The 18,329-nt window shown below is 77.4% G+C and carries 21 protein-coding genes; 9 read left to right on the plus strand and 12 right to left on the minus strand.

The annotated features are described in order from the left end of the window. Positions 1-50: 50 nt before the first annotated feature. Complete coding sequence (locus tag ACI79Z_RS19925) at positions 51-869, minus strand: DUF2382 domain-containing protein (RefSeq protein ID WP_456903594.1); 819 nt, start codon at positions 867-869, stop codon at positions 51-53. Between the two features lie 113 nt (positions 870-982). After that, complete coding sequence (locus ACI79Z_RS19930; protein ID WP_456903595.1) at positions 983-1,771, minus strand: TetR/AcrR family transcriptional regulator C-terminal domain-containing protein; 789 nt, start codon at positions 1,769-1,771, stop codon at positions 983-985. Between the two features lie 139 nt (positions 1,772-1,910). Here ACI79Z_RS19930 and ACI79Z_RS19935 point away from each other — a divergent pair, with 139 nt between their 5' ends. Then, on the plus strand, positions 1,911-2,345 hold the full coding sequence (locus ACI79Z_RS19935) for a molybdopterin-dependent oxidoreductase (protein WP_456903596.1): 435 nt from the start codon (positions 1,911-1,913) through the stop codon (positions 2,343-2,345). Positions 2,346-2,562: 217 nt separating this feature from the next. On the opposite strand, the gene ACI79Z_RS19940 is transcribed toward ACI79Z_RS19935, so the two are convergent. The 5 genes from ACI79Z_RS19940 to ACI79Z_RS19960 form a co-directional block, all read right to left on the minus strand. Next, on the minus strand, positions 2,563-2,985 hold the full coding sequence (locus tag ACI79Z_RS19940; protein WP_387987018.1) for a hypothetical protein: 423 nt from the start codon (positions 2,983-2,985) through the stop codon (positions 2,563-2,565). After that, positions 2,982-4,394 carry a hypothetical protein gene (locus ACI79Z_RS19945; RefSeq protein WP_456903597.1) on the minus strand — a complete coding sequence of 471 codons (1,413 nt, stop codon included), beginning with the start codon at positions 4,392-4,394 and terminating at the stop codon, positions 2,982-2,984. Before ACI79Z_RS19945 ends, ACI79Z_RS19940 begins: the two co-directional genes overlap by 4 nt. Next, positions 4,394-4,930 (minus strand): SigE family RNA polymerase sigma factor, encoded by a 537-nt coding sequence (locus ACI79Z_RS19950; RefSeq protein WP_387987021.1) that lies wholly within the window; start codon positions 4,928-4,930, stop codon positions 4,394-4,396. The genes ACI79Z_RS19945 and ACI79Z_RS19950 overlap by 1 nt, the downstream gene beginning before the upstream one ends. Before the next feature lie 73 nt (positions 4,931-5,003). Then, a complete protein-coding gene (locus ACI79Z_RS19955) occupies positions 5,004-5,795 on the minus strand; it encodes a hypothetical protein (protein ID WP_456903598.1) in 792 nt (263 codons plus the stop codon). Between the two features lie 53 nt (positions 5,796-5,848). Then, on the minus strand, positions 5,849-5,992 hold the full coding sequence (locus tag ACI79Z_RS19960) for a hypothetical protein (protein WP_456903599.1): 144 nt from the start codon (positions 5,990-5,992) through the stop codon (positions 5,849-5,851). Between the two features lie 77 nt (positions 5,993-6,069). Between ACI79Z_RS19960 and ACI79Z_RS19965 the strand changes: the two genes are divergently transcribed. Further along, a complete protein-coding gene (locus tag ACI79Z_RS19965) occupies positions 6,070-6,651 on the plus strand; it encodes an MFS transporter (RefSeq protein WP_456903600.1) in 582 nt (193 codons plus the stop codon). A 180-nt stretch (positions 6,652-6,831) separates the two neighbouring features. Here the strand turns inward: ACI79Z_RS19965 and ACI79Z_RS19970 are convergent, their stop codons facing one another. The 4 genes from ACI79Z_RS19970 to ACI79Z_RS19985 all read right to left on the minus strand — a co-directional run bounded on the left by ACI79Z_RS19970 (position 6,832) and on the right by ACI79Z_RS19985 (position 11,379). Continuing rightward, a complete protein-coding gene (locus ACI79Z_RS19970) occupies positions 6,832-7,977 on the minus strand; it encodes a uroporphyrinogen-III synthase (protein ID WP_456903601.1) in 1,146 nt (381 codons plus the stop codon). Positions 7,978-8,055: 78 nt separating this feature from the next. Then, the gene (locus tag ACI79Z_RS19975) at positions 8,056-9,504 is read right to left on the minus strand and encodes a PP2C family protein-serine/threonine phosphatase (RefSeq protein WP_387987030.1); all 1,449 of its coding nucleotides are present in this window, start codon (positions 9,502-9,504) and stop codon (positions 8,056-8,058) included. Beyond that, positions 9,504-10,298 carry a GAF and ANTAR domain-containing protein gene (locus ACI79Z_RS19980; protein WP_387987032.1) on the minus strand — a complete coding sequence of 265 codons (795 nt, stop codon included), beginning with the start codon at positions 10,296-10,298 and terminating at the stop codon, positions 9,504-9,506. The genes ACI79Z_RS19975 and ACI79Z_RS19980 overlap by 1 nt, the downstream gene beginning before the upstream one ends. A gap of 16 nt (positions 10,299-10,314) precedes the next feature. Then, on the minus strand, positions 10,315-11,379 hold the full coding sequence (locus ACI79Z_RS19985; RefSeq protein ID WP_387987035.1) for an MBL fold metallo-hydrolase: 1,065 nt from the start codon (positions 11,377-11,379) through the stop codon (positions 10,315-10,317). A 54-nt stretch (positions 11,380-11,433) separates the two neighbouring features. On the opposite strand from ACI79Z_RS19985, the gene ACI79Z_RS19990 reads away from it, so the two are divergent. The 7 genes from ACI79Z_RS19990 (at position 11,434) to ACI79Z_RS20020 (ending at position 15,929) form a co-directional block, all read left to right on the plus strand. Continuing rightward, positions 11,434-11,925, plus strand: coding sequence for a PH domain-containing protein (locus ACI79Z_RS19990; protein WP_387987038.1), 492 nt, complete (start codon positions 11,434-11,436; stop codon positions 11,923-11,925). 390 nt (positions 11,926-12,315) lie between these two features. Continuing rightward, positions 12,316-12,846: a translation initiation factor IF-3 gene (gene infC, locus ACI79Z_RS19995; protein WP_387987040.1), complete on the plus strand. Its 531-nt coding sequence runs from the start codon at positions 12,316-12,318 to the stop codon at positions 12,844-12,846. Between the two features lie 148 nt (positions 12,847-12,994). Then, a complete protein-coding gene (gene rpmI / locus ACI79Z_RS20000; protein WP_387987043.1) occupies positions 12,995-13,189 on the plus strand; it encodes a 50S ribosomal protein L35 in 195 nt (64 codons plus the stop codon). Positions 13,190-13,224: 35 nt separating this feature from the next. Continuing rightward, positions 13,225-13,611, plus strand: a complete 387-nt coding sequence (gene rplT, locus ACI79Z_RS20005; protein WP_075015337.1) for a 50S ribosomal protein L20 — start codon at positions 13,225-13,227, stop codon at positions 13,609-13,611. 154 nt (positions 13,612-13,765) lie between these two features. Beyond that, on the plus strand, positions 13,766-14,557 hold the full coding sequence (locus ACI79Z_RS20010) for a TrmH family RNA methyltransferase (protein WP_456903602.1): 792 nt from the start codon (positions 13,766-13,768) through the stop codon (positions 14,555-14,557). A gap of 12 nt (positions 14,558-14,569) precedes the next feature. After that, the gene (locus ACI79Z_RS20015; protein ID WP_456903603.1) at positions 14,570-15,145 is read left to right on the plus strand and encodes a DinB family protein; all 576 of its coding nucleotides are present in this window, start codon (positions 14,570-14,572) and stop codon (positions 15,143-15,145) included. A 124-nt stretch (positions 15,146-15,269) separates the two neighbouring features. Further along, on the plus strand, positions 15,270-15,929 hold the full coding sequence (locus ACI79Z_RS20020) for a TetR/AcrR family transcriptional regulator (protein ID WP_387987052.1): 660 nt from the start codon (positions 15,270-15,272) through the stop codon (positions 15,927-15,929). A gap of 49 nt (positions 15,930-15,978) precedes the next feature. Here ACI79Z_RS20020 and ACI79Z_RS20025 read toward each other — a convergent pair whose 3' ends face one another. Beyond that, on the minus strand, positions 15,979-18,327 hold the full coding sequence (locus tag ACI79Z_RS20025) for a diguanylate cyclase domain-containing protein (RefSeq protein WP_456903604.1): 2,349 nt from the start codon (positions 18,325-18,327) through the stop codon (positions 15,979-15,981). Positions 18,328-18,329 lie beyond the last annotated feature (2 nt).

Here is an 18,329-nt window from a genome sequence, read left to right on the forward strand (position 1 = left end):
GGGGAGCGCGGGTGCGGACCGGCCGAGGGGCCGGCCGGTCCGCGGTGGGGTCAGCGGCGACGGGTCGTCGGGTCGACGTCGCCGTCGACCTCGATCTGCTCCTTGCGCACCTGCCCGGTGACCTCCTGCTGCTCGGTCACCGTCTGGGTGTCGAGGCGGACGCGCTCGACCGGCGTGGCCTCCTTGGACACGACGGGGCGCTCGGCGTGCAGGACGACCTCGTGCTCCTCCTCGGAGATGGCCGGCCCGTCCATCGCGTTGCCGATGTTGGCATCGGTGATGGGCTCGCGCTCGACCCGCACCTCCTCGTGGGAGACCGGGACGGTCTGGCTCACGTTCTCCGTGACGACGTACTTCCGCAGCCGCGCCCGGCCGGCCTCGACGCGCTGGGTGCCCACCTCGAGGTGCTCCTCGGAGCGGGTCATGGCGTTGTCGGTCGTCGGGCCCGAGGTGTCGCGGCCGACGACGCCCTCCCTGCCGCTGAGGTCGGCGCGGCCGCCGGTCGTCGTCCCGGTCGTCGTCCCGGTCGTCATCGCCTGACCGGTCGTGGTGCCCGCGGTCCCCAGGCCGTAGTAGCGGTAGAGCTCCTGCTCCTCCTGCGGCGACAGGTGGCCGGCGGAGACGTCGACGTGCGGGGCGCCCTTGACCTTGGCCTTGTCGTAGGGGACCCGCAGCTCGCCGCCGGAGACCGTGGCGTCGGCCAGGGGGACGAAGGCCTCCTTGGTGCCGAACAGGCCGGTGCGGACGGTCGCCCACTCGGGACGGCCGGTCTCGTCGTCGAGGAAGACCTCGCCGACGCTGCCGTGCTTGCCGTCGGGGCCGACGGCGGTGCTGCCGATGACGTCGCTGATCTGCCGGTCGTCGATCACGTGTGCTCCTCGCGGAAGGGGGGATCGGCCGGCTCCCTCACGCGGCGGAGTGCCGGGGGTCAGCTGGCCACCCTGGGGATGCCCCGTCGTTTACGACGTAAACCCCATCCGGCTCACTCCCCGGGGACGCGCCCCTCCCGCCGGAGGGACTCCAGGCGGCCCAGCAGGTTCTCGAGGGCCTCCTCGAACTCGGCGGCCGACTCGTCCCGGGACAGCAGCTCCTCCAGTTCGGTGACGAGCGGGTACTGGGAGAGGTCGGTCCCGGTGCCGGGGACGCCCCCCGGCGCGTCCTCGGGGCTGATCTGCACGCCCTTCTGCGACACCTCGAGCAGCAGGTGCCCGAGCAGGAAGCTCGAGCAGGCCCGGTACGCGGCGACCGCCGCCTCGGCGCCGAAGCCGCTGTCGGTCATCGCGGTGAGGAAGGACTCGACCCAGCGCAGGCTGCGCAGCGGCGGGCGGACCCAGGGGGCCTCCGGCGGCCGGGTGGCCACCAGGGGGAAGACCTCGGGGTGCGCGAGGGCGATCCGCCGGACGCCGTGGGCCAGCCGCTGCAGGAAGTCCTGCCACCCGCCGGCGGCGCGCATGTGCACGTCGGGATCGCCGTACAGCTCGTCGATGACGGTCTCGACGACGCCGTCGAGCAGCTGCTCGCGTCCGGGCACGTACCGGTAGAGCGCCATGGCCTCCACCCCGAGGAAGGCGCCGAGCCGCCGCATCGTGAGGGCGGCGAGACCGTTCCGGTCGATGAACTCGACGGCCGCACCCAGGATGCGGCGGCGGTCGAGGGGGGCCCGCCCGGTGCCGGGGGGTCCGGCGGGGAGGACGGCCGCGGCTCCGCCACGGGCCTCCGGTGAGTCGGGGTCGGGACGGTGCACCGGGACGGTGTCGTCGGTCCGCGCCACGTCCGCCTCCCGATTCCTCGTCGGAGCCTGCACACCACCGGCGCCGCACCGGACCCCGTTCCCGCCCGTGAGGTCTCCGGAACGCAGCCTCGACGTCGTCGTGGCCGCGGGGAGACCGCCGCACCCGACGCTCGGGGGCGTGTCCGCAGCCCTCCCGTCCGGCACCGCCGCACCGGCCGGTCCCCGCACGCGGACCACCGAGACGCACTGTCCCTACTGCTCGCTGCAGTGCGGCACGGCGGTCACCGCGGGGGACCGTCCGGCGACGCTCGTACCCCTCGACTCCCCGACCAACCGGGGCCGGCTGTGCAGCAAGGGCTGGTCGGCCACCGAGCTGCTCGACCACCCCGAGCGGCTGACCCGCCCGCTGGTCCGCGCGGTGCCCGGCGACCGCACCAGCCCGCTGGTCCAGGCCGGCTGGGACGAGGCGTTCGACCGCGTCGTCGCCGTGATCGGGCGCACCCGGGCCCGGTACGGCCGCGACGCCGTCGGCTGCTTCGGCGGCGGGTCGCTGACCCCGGTGCGCGTGTACCCGGTCCGCGAGGTCGAGGGGCTGCTCGTCGTCGACGTCTGAGGTGCGGGGGACGTCCGAGGCGCAGGGCCCCGCCGGTGTCTGCAACCAGCGGCGTGTGCACCGAGCGCGGTGCCGGAGCGCCCCGGGTCGCGCCACGTGCACATCCCGCGCCCGGTGCACGGGCCCGTGCGCCCCGCGCGGTCGGGCGCGCGCTCCCCGGGCCGACCGACGTGGCCGTGGGCCCCGGGAGCACGCACCCGTGGGAGCACCCGAGCGCTCAGGGCGCCGGGACGACGACGGTGGCCTCCATCGGCCCGCCACACTCCTCGCTGCCCCCGACCCGCACCCAGTCCAGGTCGGCGTCGACCTCGGCGAGCGCACCGCCGTCGGCCGCGAGCACGGTGACGGTCGCGGCGTCCGGTGTCCCCGTGCCCGTCGGTACGCCGGCCGTCGTCCCGGTCAGCGGCGCGGTGACCTCGCGCCGCGGCTCCGGGTCCCGGTCGAGGCGGACGACCTGCCCGCACGAGGGCTCACAGACCACCCGCACCGACGCCGGGGCCGGACCGGTCCAGTCGCCGGTGAGCTCCACCCGCACCGCGTCGACCCACCCGATCGCCGGGCAGACGACCGCGCCGGAGCCGCCGGGTGCTCCCGCGCAGCCGGCGAGCAGGACGGCGGCCAGCAGCACCGGGATCCTCACTCGAGCGTCGCCTCCAGGAGCGGCTCGGCGCGCTCGACCACCGCGCCCGCCGCGTCGAGGGTCTCCACCGACGCCAGGTCCCCGGGGGCCGCGACCACCGCGACGCCGTCGTCGAGCGCGGTCTCGCCGAGCACGCCGCCGGCCGCGTCCAGCAGCCGCACCGTCGTCGCCCCCGGCGGGGCCACCACGACCAGGGTCGGCAGCACGGGCGGGTCCGCACTGGCGTCGGTCACCTCGCACACCGCGGCCACCGCCCGGTCGCCCTCGCCGGCGGCCCGCAGCTCCGACCCGCAGCTCCAGCCGGCGCTGCCGCTGCGGTCGACGGCCACCGCGGCCGTCGTCCCCACGTACACCGCGCCCGAGGGGAGGGTGGCGGAGAAGACGGCGACCCGGGCGGTGCCGACGGTGGGCGCGGGCACGTCGCCGGCCCACAGCACGGTGAAGGCGACGGCGTCCGCGGTCAGCCCGGTGCGCGCGAGGAGGGACTCCATCTCGCCCGTGCGCATCTCGTCGCCGGGCGCCGCCGGCGGCTGCTCGCGCGCCCAGGTGACGTCGAGGTCGCCCGGCGGGGCCCCGCCCCAGCGGGTGTCCGGCATGCCGGTGGCCAGCACGGACCCGTCGCGCTCGACGCGGTAGCGGAAGGCGGCGTCGGAGGGGAGCGACGACGGTCCGCGGTCGAGCACCGCGACGCCGTCGGGGGCCGCCACCTCCGTCCAGGTGCGCGAGACGGTGCCGTCGGCGGCGACCTCCGGCCGCTCGGACACGCTGACCACGTCACCCGGCGCGGCCACGACCACCACCGCGTCGATCCCCGTGTCGGCGTAGGCCAGCGGCAGAGAGGGGTCGACGGCGTGCGGCACGTCCTGCACCGTCATCTGCTCCGCCGTCGCGCCGGCCGGACCGGTGAACCAGGCGACGACGGTCCCGCCGCGCGCGCCGAGGTCGGTCTCCAGCTCGGGGTCGGGCACGAGCGGCGGCGGCTGCGCCCCGGTGCGGGCGGCCACCAGGGCCCAGCGCGCGCCGGCGACGTCCCCGGCGAAGACGACGTGCCGGTCGGCCACGGCCGGCTCGGGCACGCCGACGTCCGCGCTCGACCACGGCAGCCGACGCACGCCCTCGACGAACGCCGCGTCCCCGGCCAGCGAGCCGCGGGTGGGTCCGGACAGCACGTCGGTCGGGGCCTCCCCGGGCGCGGCCACGCCGGCGGTGGGGACCGGGTCGTCCCCGCCGCGCACCACCACCGGCACCGCCACCACCACGGCCGCCACCGCGACGGCGACCGCGGCGATGCCCGTGCGCCGGCGCCGGTCGCGCCGGTGCCGCGTCACCACCGCGGCGGCGAGGTCCTCCCGCGGCGGGGGAGCGGTGCGCTCGGCGAGCCGGGTCAGCCGGTCGGTCAGGTCGTCCATCAGGAGTCCTCCCCGCTCACGAGGACCGGCCGCGCCAGCAGCGCGCGCAGGCGGGCCAGCCCCCGGGTGGTGTGGGTGTTCACCGCGCTGGCCGAGCAGCCCATCGCCTCGGCGGCCTGCTGCTCGGAGAGGTCGGCGTAGTAGCGCAGGACGACGGCGGCGCGCATCCGCGGCGGCAGCGAGCGCAGCGCGGCGCGCAGCTCCTCGTCGTCCTCGCGCGGCCGCGCCGGGTCGGCGCGGTCGGGCAGCGTCTCGACGACCTGCTCGGTGCTCGCCAGCCGGCGCCGCCAGCTGGTGTGGGTGGTGACGACGACCCGGCGGACGTAGGCGGTCGGGTCGCCGCCGCGGGTGACCCGGTCCCAGTGCCGGTAGGTCTTGAGCAGCGCGGTCTGCACCAGGTCCTCGGCGTGCCCGCGGTCCCCGGCGAGGAGCACGGCCAGGCGCAGCAGCCCGGCCTGCTCGCGGGACACGAAGTCCTCGAAGGACGCGTCCTCGAAGCCCTGCTCCACCCGTGCCCTCCCGCGGTCGGCCGTCACCCCTTACACGCCGCGGGGCACCCGCCGGACCCACACCGGCAGGTCACGGACGGGTCACGATCCGCCGGGGAGGTCAGGCCAGCTCGGCGAGGGCGGCGGCGACCGTCGCGTCGCGCACGAAGTGCAGCGCCAGCAGCCGGTGCACGAGCACGCCGCGGCGGGTCAGCCGCAGGTCGGCCGGGCGCAGCCGGGGGAGCGCCGCGCCGCCGGGGCGCGGGGTCGCCGGCGGCGGGTCGAGCAGCCCGCGGCGCTGCAGGTCGGTGAGGTCCTCGAGCGCGCCCCACGCGGTCCAGCCGCGCGGGTCCCGCGGCACCGGTGTCATCGGCAGCGGGGTGCGCTCGCGCCGGCCGACCGCGGCCAGCAGCACCCACTGCCGGCCGGTGAGCTCCGTGGCCACCCGCAGCCCGCGGAACACCACGGCGGCGTCGAGGTCGGGGGAGACGGCGGCCTCGGCGAGCAGGTAGCCGAGGTGGCGCACGCGCCACTCCTCGGTGACGGCACGCGCGGCGAGCACCACGGCCTCGGCCACCTCGTCGGCGGGCGCGCGGTCGCCGGGACCGGGGGTGAGGAACCCGTCGGTGCGCACCGTGCGGCCCTGGGCGGTGCGGGTCACCGACAGCTCGGCGGCGAAGGCGAGCGCGGCGCCGGCGCGGCAGCGGGCGCGGGAGGACACCGGCGCGGCCGGGTCGGTGTCGGCCGCGGTCGCGGTGCGCCGCAGCCACGCGGCCAGCCCGCCGTCCAGGCGCACCTTCGCCGAGCCGTCGTCGAACACCAGCCCCGCGGCCGTGCGCGCCATCGTCCCGGCGACCAGTTCCCCGGACTCCACGAGCGCGCGTCCCGGTGCCGCCTCCGTGTACTCCGCCACGCCGTCGATCATGGCCGAGCCGGCCGCCCCGTGTCGGCCCGGCGCCCGGACCCTCACCACAGCGGGGCAGGGCCGGTGAGCACGATCGCCACCGCCGTCGTCCTCGAGCCCGGCGTCTCCTGCACGACGCTGCTGGTCGTCTCCTGCCTCGCCGGCGTCGGTGGCGGCAACTTCGCCAGCGCGATGGCCGACGTCAACGCCTTCCACCCCGACCGGCTCAAAGGGCTGGGCGCTCGACCTCAACGCCGCCGGCGGCGACCTCGGCGTCCCGGTGGTGCAGCTCGTCGGCCTGCTCGTGCTGGCGACCGCCGGGGTGGAGCACCCGCGGATCGTGCTCTGCGTCCACGTCCCGCTGATCGTCGTCGCCGCCGTCGGCGCGGCCCTGCTCGTGGACGACCTGACGACGGCGCGCAACCAGCCGCGGGCCGTGCGCGAGGCCACCCGTGAGCCGCACACCTACGTGATGTCCCTCCTCCACACCGGCACGTCCGGCTCGTTCACCGGCTTCGGGTTCGCCTTCGGCCAGGTGCTGCAGAACCGGTTCGGCGAGGGCTTCGCCACCCCGCGGGCCGCGGCGTCGCTGACCTGGCTGGGCCCGCTGCTCGGCAGCCTCGTCCGGCCGCTCGGCGGGTCGCTGGCCGACCGCTTCGGCGGTGCCCGGACCACCCTCTGGACCTCCGCCGCGATGGCCGCCGGCGCCGCGGTGGTCCGAACGGCGAGCCGGGTGGGGTCGCTGCCGCTGTTCGTCGTCGGGTTCGTGCTGCTGTTCGTGCTCAGCGGGATCGGCAACGGGTCGGCCTGCGAGATGATCCCGGCGGTCTTCCGCACCAGGCGCTGCGGACGTCCGGCGCGCTGATCGGCATCGCCGGCGCGGTCGGCGCCCTCGGCGGGGTGCTGGTGGACCTCGCGTTCCGGCAGTCGTTCCTCACCACCGGCAGCGGCGACGCCGCCCACCTCGTCTTCATCGGCTTCCACGCCGCCTGCGTGGCCGTCACCCGTGTGGTCCACCTGCGCCCGACGGCCCGCACGGCGGGGCTCAGACGGCCAGGCGGTAGCCGCGCTCGACGACGGTCTCGACGACGCCCGGCCCGAGCGCGGCGCGCAGCCGGGTCACCGCCATCTCCACCGCGTGCCCGTCCCCGCCGCCGGGCAGCCCGGGCACCAGGTCGGCCTCGGCGACGACGGCGCCGGGACGGGCGGCCAGCGCCCGCAGCACCGCCATCGGCCCCGGCGGCAGCTCCACCAGGCGGCCGTCGAGGACGGCGGCGTGCCCGCGCACCTGCAGCGCGGCCCGGCCGACCCGCAGCACCGGGTCCCGCTCGGGCAGCCGGGCGACGACCTCGCGGGCCAGCGCGCCCAGCCGGGAGCGCTCGGGCTGCAGCGTCGGGATCCCGGCGGCGGTCAGCGGGCCGGCGGTGACCGGACCGACGGCCACCGGCAGCACCCCGCCGGTCAGCGCGGCGACCAGCTCGTCCCGCCGGCCGAGCTCGGCGGCCACCGACAGCAGGCTGGCGGCGGCCGGCGCGCTGGTGAAGGTCACCGCGTCGACCGCGCGGGCCACGACCTGGCCGACCAGCCGGCGCAGCGGCGCGACGTCCTCGGGCAGCACCCACCGGTAGACCGGCACGGTCAGCACCTCGGCGCCGGCCGCGCGCAGCGCGTCGACGAACTCCGGCAGCGGGTCGCCGTGCAGCTGGAGGGCGACCCGGCGCCCCTCCAGCGGGCCCTCCGCGCCGGACAGCAGGTGCTCGAGCACCTCGGCCGACGACTCCGACGCCGGCGACCACGCGTCGACCAGCCCGCCGCCGCGGATGGCGCCGCGCGCCTTGGGGCCGCGGGCGAGCACCCGGGCGCCGCGCAGGTGCCCGACCAGCGGCAGGTCCCAGGCATCGGCCGCCTCCAGCCACCCGCGGAAGCCCACCCCCGTCGTCGCGACCACCAGGTCCACCGGCGCGGCGAGCACCGCCTCGGTGGCGGCGACCAGCTCGGCGTCGTCGGCCAGCGGCACGATCCGGATCGCCGGGGCGTACACCACCCGGGCGCCGCGGCGGTCGAGCAGCGCGCCGAGCTCCTCCCGCCGCCGCGCGGCGGTCACCGCCACGGTGTACCCGGCCAGCGGCGCGGGGCCGGCTGCCTGCTCCGGACCGGTCGCGAGCGCCGGGGCGTCGGGGGAGGAGGTCACCGGTCCATGGTGGCCGGTGGGCGTCGCGGTCGTGTGACGGCCCCTGCTCGGCCGGCCGGCCGCGGGGGCGCGACCCGGTCAGCGGGTGGTCCAGGAGGCGATGAGGATGCTGGCGTCGTCCTGCAGCACGCCGCCCTGGTGGTCGAGGACCGCGCGCACCAGCCGGCGCACGGTCTCCGGCGGCGGGTGCCCGGCCGCGACCGCCCGGGTGAGGAACTCGACCAGCCGCTGCTCGCCGAACCACCGTCCCGCGGCGTCGCGCGCCTCGGTGACGCCGTCGGTGTAGAGCACCAGCCAGTCCCCGGGCTCGAGCACCTCCTCGGCGACCTCGAACGCCGGCGTGCCGAGCCCGAGGGGCACCCGCCCGCCCGCGCTGAGCTCCTTGACCACCCGCCCGCGCCGCAGCAGCAGCGGCGGCGGGTGCCCGGCGCGGACGTAGCGCAGCCGCCCCGTGGCGACGTCGAGCTGGGCGAGCACCCCGGTGACGAAGGCGCTGCCGGGGAACGTCGCGGCGACCACCTCGTCCACCGCGCGGACCTGGTCGTGCAGGCCGCGCCCGTCCCGCCGCGCGCTGCGGGCGGTGGCGAGCGTCGCGGCGCTCATCAGCCCCGCCCCGAGGCCGTGCCCCATGGCGTCGAGCACGGTCAGCCACACCGCGTCCTCGGCGAGCGCGTAGTCGAAGGCGTCCCCGCCGACGGCGGCGCTGGGTTCCAGCAGGCCCGCGACGACGAAGGCGTCGGTCGCGGCGGTCAGCGGGGGGAGCTGCTGCCAGACCAGCTCGGCCGACGGCGTCCGCGGCCGGGTGCGCCGGGTGCACTCGAGCACGTCGCCGTAGACGCCCATCGAGGTGACCAGGTGGGCGACCATCGAGGCCAGCCACCAGCACTGCTCGCGCAGGCCGGGGTCCTCCAGGTCCCGGGCGGCCTCCACCCGCACCTCCAGGACGCCGACCCGGTCGGCGCCGTCGAGCAGCGGCACCCACAGGCGCGGCAGCCCCCCGGCCTCCGACGGCAGCAGCTGCCCGGACTGGAAGACGCGCCCCGGCAGGGTGCCGTCGACGGCGACCGGCTCGCCGGATCTGCGGCCCTCGCCGGGCAGCTGCACCAGCCGGCGCTGCTCGTGGTCGACGACGTGCACCGTGACGTCGACGCCGAGCACCCGGCCGGCCCCCGCGGCCAGCTGCGGCAGCCGGTCCGGCGGGGCGGTGCGGGCGGCCTCGAGCAGCTGCAGCAGCGCCGCCAGCGGCCCGGTGGTGGGCCGGGGCGGGCGCAGCGGCCGGGAGTAGGGCACCCGGCGGGCCGCGGACAGCTCGTCGAGCCGTTCGTTGACCGCGACGGCCAGCAGGTCGCCGTCGAGGTCGGACAGCCGCGCCAGCCCGTCCAGGTGGGCCTCGACGTCGAACAGGTCGGCGTTGCCGCCGAGCTCGAAGTACCGCAGCCACAGCTGCTCGAGGGTGAGCTCGGCGTGCCGGAGCGCGGCCACGAGCACGGTGCGCCGGTCCTCGTCGGGGACGCCGGCGGCGACCATCAGCGGAGCCGGCGGACGGCCGAGTCGACCACCGCCCGGGCCGCCTGCCGCAGCGTGCCGGCGTCCCCTCCTGAGCGGGACAGCAGCATGGCCAGCGCGGTCTCCTCGCCGACGCCGTGCCGGGCCATGAGCACCCCCTTGGCGGTGCTGACGACGTCGCGCGTCGTCACGGCCCTCCGCAGGTCGTCGCTGGCCCGGCGGGCCTGCTCCCGGGCCGTGACGTGGGTGACCAGCAGGGCGGCCTGCGCCGCGGACAGGGTGAGCACCTGCGCGTCGTGGTCGGTGAAGACGCCGGGGTCGGCGCCGTAGACCTTGAGGGCTCCCAGCGTCCGGTCCCCGGCCACCAGCGGCACGCTCAGGGTGGACAGCAGGCCGAGCTCGACCGCCGCGGCGGCCCAGTGCGGCCAGCGGGGCTCGGCGCGCAGGTCGTCCGCCCGCACGAGCACCCGCCCGGCGGCCGCGGCCAGGCACGGCCCCTCGTCGAGCTCGTACTGCAGCGCGTCGGCGCGCTCGACCACCGGATCGGTGGAGCCCGACGACCGCCGCCCGGTGCGGTCGACGATCGAGACGCCCGCGCCGGCCGCCGCCGGGACGGTCTGCAGCACGAGGGAGCCGACCAGGCCCAGTGCGGTGGCGACGGTCTCCTCGGAGAGCAGCAGCCCGGCCACGCGCGCGGAGACGACCGACAGCTCGTCGGCCAGGGGGAGGGATCGGGTGGCGTCCTGGGACACGGGCACCTCGCGGGGACCGGCCGCGGCCACCCGCTTCTTCGAGGTGCCGCGACCTGTGGGCACCCAGGTTAGTGCCGGATCAGCGCAGGTGCGCCGCCGCGTAGCGCGGCACCCGCGCGCCGTCGCCGACGACCAGGCCGCGGGTGACCAGCAGCCGCAGGTGGGCGTCGGTCTCGGTGACGGCGAAGATCCGCATCCGCCGCTCGTACTGCGACCACGGCCGCGACCACGTCAGGTGTGCGGCCAGGTCCCACGGGGTGCTCCCCGGGTGCGCCCGGACCGCGGCCAGCAGCTCGGCCAGCCGGCGCTCGTGGTGCGCCCGCAGCTCGCGGGCCCGGCCGGCCAGGCCGCGGAAGCGCCACTCGTGGCCGGGCAGCACCTCGCCGGCCTCCTCCCCGGCGACCCGCTCCAGCGAGGACAGGTAGTCGCGCAGCGGGTCGGCGGCGCCGCCGGCGTGCGTCGAGACGTTCGGGCTGATGCGGGGCAGGACGTGGTCGCCGGCGAAGAACAGGCCGGTGGCCTCGTCGGCGAAGCACAGGTGCCCGGCGGTGTGGCCGGGCGTGTGGACGGCGCGCAGCGACCAGCCGGGCAGGTCCGCGCGGTCGCCGTCCTCGAGCAGCCGGTCGGGCAGCGCCAGCCGCCGCCACCGCGCGCGCTCCTCCGGCGTCCCGGCGTCCGCGCGGGCGTCCGGCTCGGGGGCGCCCAGCCCGACGAGGAAGGCGACCTCCACCTCGGTGGACTCCTCGGGCGAGCGGGCGGTGAAGGCGGTCAGGTCGCGGGCGTCGGCCGGGTGCATCGCCACCCACGCACCCGAGGCCTCCCGCACCCGGCCCGCCAGGCCGACGTGGTCCATGTGCATGTGGGTGACCAGCACGCCGCGGACGTCGCGGACGCCGGCGCCGATCCCGGCCAGCCCGGCGCACAGCGCCGCCCAGCTGTCGTCGGCGTCCCAGCCGGTGTCGACCAGGCCCAGCCCGCCGCCGGCCAGCTCGAGCACGTGGGCGTTGACCCACCGCAGCGGGCCGCCCATCGGCACCGGCACCGACCACAGGCCCGGCCGCACCCGCTCGACGGCGGGCACCGACCGCTCGCGCCACGCGGCGCGCTGCGCCCGGCCGGTCACCTCCACGCCGCTCGCGTCCACGCCCCGGCACTCTGCCAGTCCCGGCGGCGCGCGCCGGGCTGGGACCATGGGGGCGTGCCGACGCCGCCCACCACCCCCGCCCGGATCTCCGCCGTCCCCCTCCTCATGCGGGTGGTCTGCACGCTGCTCGCCGTCACGGTCGTCGTCGTCATGGTCGTCACCGCGCTCGTCACCCACCCCTCGGACGAGCTCAACCCCTTCGACGCCGCCGACCGCGTGGCCATCGCCGGGATCGGCCTGTTCGTCGGCGCGGGGATCCTGCTGCTGGGCCGGCCGCGGGTCGACGCCGACGCCTCGGGCATCCGGGTGCGGAACCTGCTCGGGCAGCGGACGCTGCCCTGGGCGGCGGTGCGCGGCGTCCGGTTCGACCGCCGGGCGTGGGTGGCCACGCTGGAGCTCGCCAACGGCGACGCGATGGCGATGACGGCGCTGCAGGCGGTCGACGGCGAGCGCGCGGCCACCGCCGTCGAGGGGCTGCGGGCGCTGCTGGCCGCCGACGTCGCCGCCCGTCCCGCGCCGGCGCACGGCCCGCTGCTGCACGAGTGAGCGGCGTCCCGGCTCCCGGAATACCTGCAGCGTCCGCGACGCTGTAGGATGAGCGTGCCTCCCCGCTACACGAGGCGCGTGAACCACTCCAGCGGCCCCGCCCCGGGCCGCTGACCAAGAGGAGCCCGCTCCCACCTGGCGCCGTCGAGGTGCCCAGGTCCCCGGTTCGCGGGAGTCCGGCCTGCCCCGGCCGGTCCTCCGCGACGTGCCCGGCCCGGCGACGGGCCGGTGCCGCACCGGCGAGACGGGCCCTGTGAGCACCCGCTCACGGGGCCCTCGCCGTCTCCGGTGCCCGGGTGGGCGCGACCTCCTCCCGTGTGACAGAGCAGAGGAGAGGCCATCACCGAGCCCCGTATCAACGACCGTATCCGCGTCCCCGAGGTCCGCCTGGTGGGCCCGGAGGGCGAGCAGGTCGGCATCGTGCCGATCGGCGAGGCGCTGCGCCTGGCGCAGGACTCCGAGCTCGACCTCGTCGAGGTCGCGCCGATGGCCCGGCCGCCGGTCGTCAAGCTGATGGACTACGGGAAGTTCAAGTATGAGTCCGCCCAGAAGGCCCGCGAGGCCCGGCGGAACCAGGCGCTCACCGTCATCAAGGAGATGCGGCTGCGCCTGAAGATCGACCCGCACGACTACGAGACCAAGAAGGGCCACGTCGAGCGCTTCCTCAAGGCGGGCGACAAGGTCAAGATCACCGTGATGTTCCGCGGGCGCGAGCAGTCGCGGCCCGAGATGGGCTACCGCCTCCTGCAGCGGCTGGCCGGCGACGTCTCCGAGCTGGGCGTCGTCGAGTCCAACCCGAAGCAGGACGGCCGGAACATGGTCATGGTGATCGCCCCGCACCGGAACCAGGCCGCGACCGACGGCGCCCGCCGTCAGGCCAAGGCCGACCGGGCCGCCGAGGGGCAGACCCCGACGGCCTGAGGAAGGACCCTCCTGCCCCCCACCGCTCGCACGCTCGCGGCGGGCCCCTGCAGGAGGGCCGACCACGCACCACCGAGACGGCCGGCGTCGTCTCGGCAGCCTCGTGCTGCCGGGCGGCGCCGACACCCACGAACAGGACGACGAGGACATGCCGAAGCAGAAGACCCACAAGGGCACCGCGAAGCGGGTGCGCGTCACGGGCACCGGCAAGATCATGCGGGAGCAGGCCAACAACCAGCACAAGTTCGAGCACAAGAGCTCGCGGCGCAAGCGCCGGCTGGAGAAGGACCAGGTCATGTCCCCGGCCGACAGCAAGACCATCAAGAAGCTGCTGGGCATCTGAGCCCCCGCCTCCCGTAACCAGCAAGGAGTTCTCACGTGGCACGCGTGAAGCGGGCGGTCAACGCCCAGAAGAAGCGCCGGACGACCCTCGAGGCCGCCAGCGGGTACCGCGGTCAGCGTTCGCGCCTGTACCGCAAGGCCAAGGAGCAGATCCTCCACTCGGCCACCTACAACTACCGCGACCGCAAGGCGCGCAAGGGTGACTTCCGCAAGCTGTGGATCACCCGCATCAACGCCGCGGCGCGGCAGAACGACATGACCTACAACCGGTTCATGCAGGGCCTGAAGCTGGCCGGCATCGAGCTCGACCGCCGCGTGCTCGCCGAGCTCGCGGTCAACGAGCCGGCCGCCTTCGCCGCCCTGGTGGAGACCGCCCGGGCCGCCGTCGCGGCGGCCCCGGCCGGCGGCGAGCAGGCCGCGTAGGCACTCCCTCCCGACGCCGTCGGTGACCGGCCCACCTGGGCCGGCGCCGGCGGCGTCGGTGCGTGTGGGGCCCGTGTGCGCGCGGGACCGGCGGTCTCGTGGCGATGAGCGCCCGATGGCCACGGGACCGCCGATCCCGACGAGGGGAGACGACGTGAGCGAGCTGCTGACCGAGCGGTCGGGCCGGGTCGCCGCCGCGCGCAAGCTGACCCGGCGCGCCGGCCGCGACGCCGCGGGCGCCTTCCTCGCCGAGGGCCGCCAGGCGGTCTCCGAGGCGCTGGCCACCGCACCGGACGACGTCCGCGAGGTGTTCGCCACCGAGGCCGCGGCCGCCGCGCACCGCGACCTGCTCGCCGGCACCACCGTCCCCGTCCGGCTGGTCACCGAGAGGGCCGCCGCGGGCCTGTCCGAGACCGTGACGCCGCAGGGCCTGGTCGCCGTCTGCGCGCTGCGCGACCTGCCCGCCGACCGGCTGACCGCCGACCCGCCCTCGCTTGCCGTCGGCCTGGCCGGACTGGCCGACCCCGGCAACGCCGGCACCGTGCTGCGCACCGCCGACGCCTGCGGCGCCGGCGCGGTGGTCTTCGGCGCCGGGTCCGCCGACCCCTACGGCGGCAAGGCGGTCCGCTCCAGCGCCGGCAGCCTGTTCCACGTCGACGTCGTCCGGGGTGCGCCGCTGGAGCCGCTGGTCGCCGGCCTGCAGGCGCGCGGGGTCACCGTGCTGGCCGCCGACGGCGGGGGCGAGGCCGCGCTCGACGAGCTGGGGGACGCCCTCGCCGGGCCGGTGCTGTGGCTGTTCGGCAACGAGGCGCGCGGGGTGCCGCCGGAGCTGGCCGCGGCCGCCGACGCCCGGGTGCGGATCCCGATGCGCGGCCGCGCCGAGAGCCTCAACCTGGCCGCCGCCGCGGCGATCTGCCTCTACGCGACGCAGCTCGCCCAGGGCTGAGAGGCTGCCCGCGTGGACGACGCGAAGGCCGTGCTGCTGCGCTACCTCAGCACCGCCCGCGAGGCGCTGCTGTGGAAGCTCGAGGGGTTGTCCGAGTACGACGTCCGCCGGCCGCTGACGGCCACCGGCACCAACCTGCTCGGCCTGGTCAAGCACCTGGCCTGCGTGGAGGCCGGCTACCTCGGCAACGTCGTGGGCCGGCCGTTCCCGGAGCCGATGGTCTGGGACGACCCCGACGCCGGGGACGACGACCTGTGGGTGCGCGCCGACGAGTCCCGCGAGGACGTCCTGGCGCTGTACGCCCGCGCCACCGCGCACGCCGACGCCTCGGTCGCCGCGCTGCCGCTCGACGCCACCGGCGAGGTGCCGTGGTGGCCCGAGGAGCGGCGGCACCCCACGCTGCACACGCTGCTGGTGCACGTGCTGGCCGAGGTGGCCCGCCACGCCGGGCACGCCGACGTGCTGCGCGAGGGCCTCGACGGCGCGGCCGGCCTGCGGCGGGACGACGACAACCTCACCCGCGACGGCGACGCCGACCGGGCCGCCTACGTCGCGGTGGTCGAGGAGGCCGCGGCGACGTTCCGGTGAGGGCGGCGCGCCGCGGCGGGAGCCGGACGGGTGCCGACGCCTTCCCGCCACGGGGCGCGGACGGCAGGGTGCAGGTCTGCCGGCCTCCTCGGGTCGGCGGGTGTCTCCGTGGGGGAGGGCGGCCGTGACCGTGGGACCCAGGCAGCGGCTCGACGGCGACCCGCGGCCGGCCGCGGACGGGCGGCGCGCCCGCTGGACCGAGCACCGCCGCGCCCGCCGCGAGGAGCTCGTCGCCGCCGCCGTCGAGGCGGTCCGCGCGGCCGGCCCGGGGTTCGCCGTCGACGACGTCGCCCGCGCCGCCGGGGTGTCCAAGACGGTCATCTACCGCTACTTCACCGACAAGGACGAGCTGGTCGACGCCGTCCTCGAGCGCATCTCCTCGGCGGTCCTGCTGCCGCGGCTGCTGGGGGAGCTGGCCGCCGAGCGCCGCGACGACGTCGAGCGGCTGCGCGCGGTCATCGCCGCGTTCGTGCTGCTGGTCGAGGACGAGCCGGAGCTCTACCGCTTCGCCTACGCCTCGGCCGGCCGCGCCGGGCGCCCGGACCTCGTGGCCGCCACCGAGCGGGAGGTCGCCGGCGCGCTGGCGGCGCTGCTTGGCGAGCGGCTGGCCGCCGCGGGCCGGCCCACCGGTGCCGTGACGACGTGGGCCTACGGCGTCGTCGGCATGGTGCAGCTGGCCGCGCACTGGTGGTCGGGCACCCGCGAGGTGCCCGCCGCCGAGCTGGTCGAGCAGCTGACCGCGCTGGCCGCCGGGGGACTGGTCGGCCTGCTGCCGCCCGCCTGAGGGAACGCCCGCGACGTCACCGTGCGCGGGCGGACCTCCGGGCACATCCCTACGGCAGGGCCGGCTCCCGCCGCGGCACCGGCGCGGCGCCCGCGGCGGCCCGCGCGGTGGCGGCCCGGGTGGCGGCGCCGCGGGTGACCGCCTTGCGGTCGTACATGCGCAGGTCGGCGCGGTGCAGCAGGTCGGCGAACGCGACGCCGTCGGCGGGGCAGACGCTGACCCCGATGCTCGCGTCCACGTGCACCTCGGTGCCGTGCAGCGGCACCGGCCGGCGGATCGAGGCGGTGAGCTCGTCGGCGACCCGCCGCGCCTCCTCCGGCGCCGTCTCCGGCCGCAGGTCCGGCAGCGCGACGAGGAACTCGTCGCCGCCGAGGCGGGCCAGCAGGTCGCGGCGGCGGACGCGCTCGCGCAGCCGGCGGGCGACCACCTGCAGCAGCTCGTCGCCGGCGGCGTGGCCGAGCCGGTCGTTGACCGCCTTGAACCCGTCGAGGTCGACGAACAGCAGGCCGAGCGCGTCGCCGCGGGCGCGGGCCTCCCAGATCGCGGCCTCCACCTGCTCCTCCAGCCGGCGCCGGTTGGGCAGCCCGGTCAGCGGGTCGGTGTAGGCCAGTTCCTGGATGCGGGCCAGCGCGGCCGACGTCCGGTCGCGCTCGCGGACGAGGGCCCGTTCCGCCTCCACGCGCGCGGTGACGTCCACCTGCACGCCGATGTACTGGACGACGGTGCCGTCGGCGTCGTGCACCGGCGCGAGGTGCAGCTCGTTCCACCACGGCGTCCGCCCGGGGCCGCGGACGTTGAGCAGCGTCTCCCGGCACGGCTGCCCGGCGTCGACCGCCGCGCGGACGCGGGCGACCGCGCCCGGGTCGGTGTCGGGGTGCTGCAGCAGCCGGCAGTTGCGGCCGAGGATCTCGTCCGAGGACAGGCCGGCCAGCTGCCGGAAGGCCTCGTTGGCGTAGACGATCGGCTGGTCGGGCAGCCGCACGTCGACGACGGTCACCCCGCTCGGCGTGGCCTCCAGCGCCCGCCGCAGCAGCGCCTCCGCCTGCGTGGTGCCCACCGCCAGGCCGGCGGCCGCCGGGCTCGCCACCACCGCCGGCCGGGGCGCGACGGCCGCCGCGGGCACGGTGCCGCCGGCGCGCGGGGCCACCCGGGACAGCAGCGACGACGCCGCGCGGGACACCGTCGTGCGCTCGTAGGTCAGCGCGTACTCGAACGTGCGCTCCAGGTCGGGCCCGTCGTCGCCGAGGTCGCGGGCCAGCAGCGCGGCGCTGAAGTGCGGGGACAGGACGGCGACGTCCCACTCGCCGCGCACCGGGTCGTCGTCGGCGAGGTGCGCGCCGCGCACGCCCGGCAGCGGCTCCACCGGCAGGTCCTCGCCCAGCGCGCAGACGAAGCCGGTGCGCTCGGCCAGGTCGCGGTAGCGCTGGGTCGTGGCGACGGTGAAGTGGCGCGCCTCCTGGAAGGTCGCGGCCACCACGCAGGTCTCGCCCAGGCGCATGGCCTCCCGCTCCAGCTGCTTGGACAGCTCGATGAGCAGGGCCTTGGGCGCGCGGCGCAGCGGGACGTCGTCGGGCAGGCAGGCGAAGGGGGAGACCGCGCCGACCGCGCCGGTGGGCCGGCCGGCGCCGGGCAGCACCAGCTCGCCGACCGGCAACCCCGGGGCGGCGCCCGGGCCGGGGCGGCCGAGGTGCCAGCCCTGGCCGAGGGTGGCGCCCAGCCCGCGGGCGTAGGCCAGGTGCCCGGCGGTCTCGATGCCCTCGGCGAGCACCACGGCGCCGCTGCGCTCGGCGTAGGCGTTGACCGCGTTCACGATCTCGGCGATCGCCGGGCCCGGGCGCTCCTGCACCAGGCGCAGGTCGAGCTTGACGACGTCGGGGCACAGCAGCGGCAGGAACGCCAGCGACATCGACTCGGCGCCGACGTCGTCGACGGCGATGGCCCAGCCCAGTTCCCGGACCCGCTCGACGGTGCGCAGCAGCTCGGCCGGCCGGGCCGCGATCGCCCGCTCGGTGATCTCCATGACCACCCGCAGGTCGCCGGGCGCGCCCTCGGCGATGGCGACGAGGTCGGCCAGCGGTGCGGTGTCGAGCACCTCGGGCTCGACGTTGACGAAGACGGTCAGCGGCGCCACGAGCCCGCCGTCGACGGCGCCGCGGAAGGCGGCCGCGCGGCAGGCCTCGTCCAGCTCCGCGAGCCGGCCGGCGCCGCGGGCCGCGGCGAACAGCGCGTCGGGCCGCTTCAGCGGGCCGACCGGGCCGCGCGCGAGGGCCTCGTAGGCGACGACCCGCCCGGTGTCGATCTCGACGATGGGCTGGAAGACGCTGCGCACGCCGCGCAGGGCGTCGGCGAGGACGGGGTCGGATCCGGAGGGCGCCGGTGCCTCGTGGGGGCGGGTCACGT

This window comes from Geodermatophilus sp. SYSU D00663, from assembly GCF_054050655.1.

What these genes read in the sequence shown, in the direction of transcription:
- ACI79Z_RS19975 (WP_387987030.1), bottom strand. Translation starts at nt 9,504, where the DNA reads ATGGTCGCCGCCGGCGTCCCCGACGAGGACCGGCGCACCGTGCTCGTG.
- rpmI (WP_387987043.1), top strand. Translation starts at nt 12,995, where the DNA reads ATGCCGAAGCAGAAGACCCACAAGGGCACCGCGAAGCGGGTGCGCGTC.
- ACI79Z_RS19945 (WP_456903597.1), bottom strand. Translation starts at nt 4,394, where the DNA reads ATGGACGACCTGACCGACCGGCTGACCCGGCTCGCCGAGCGCACCGCT.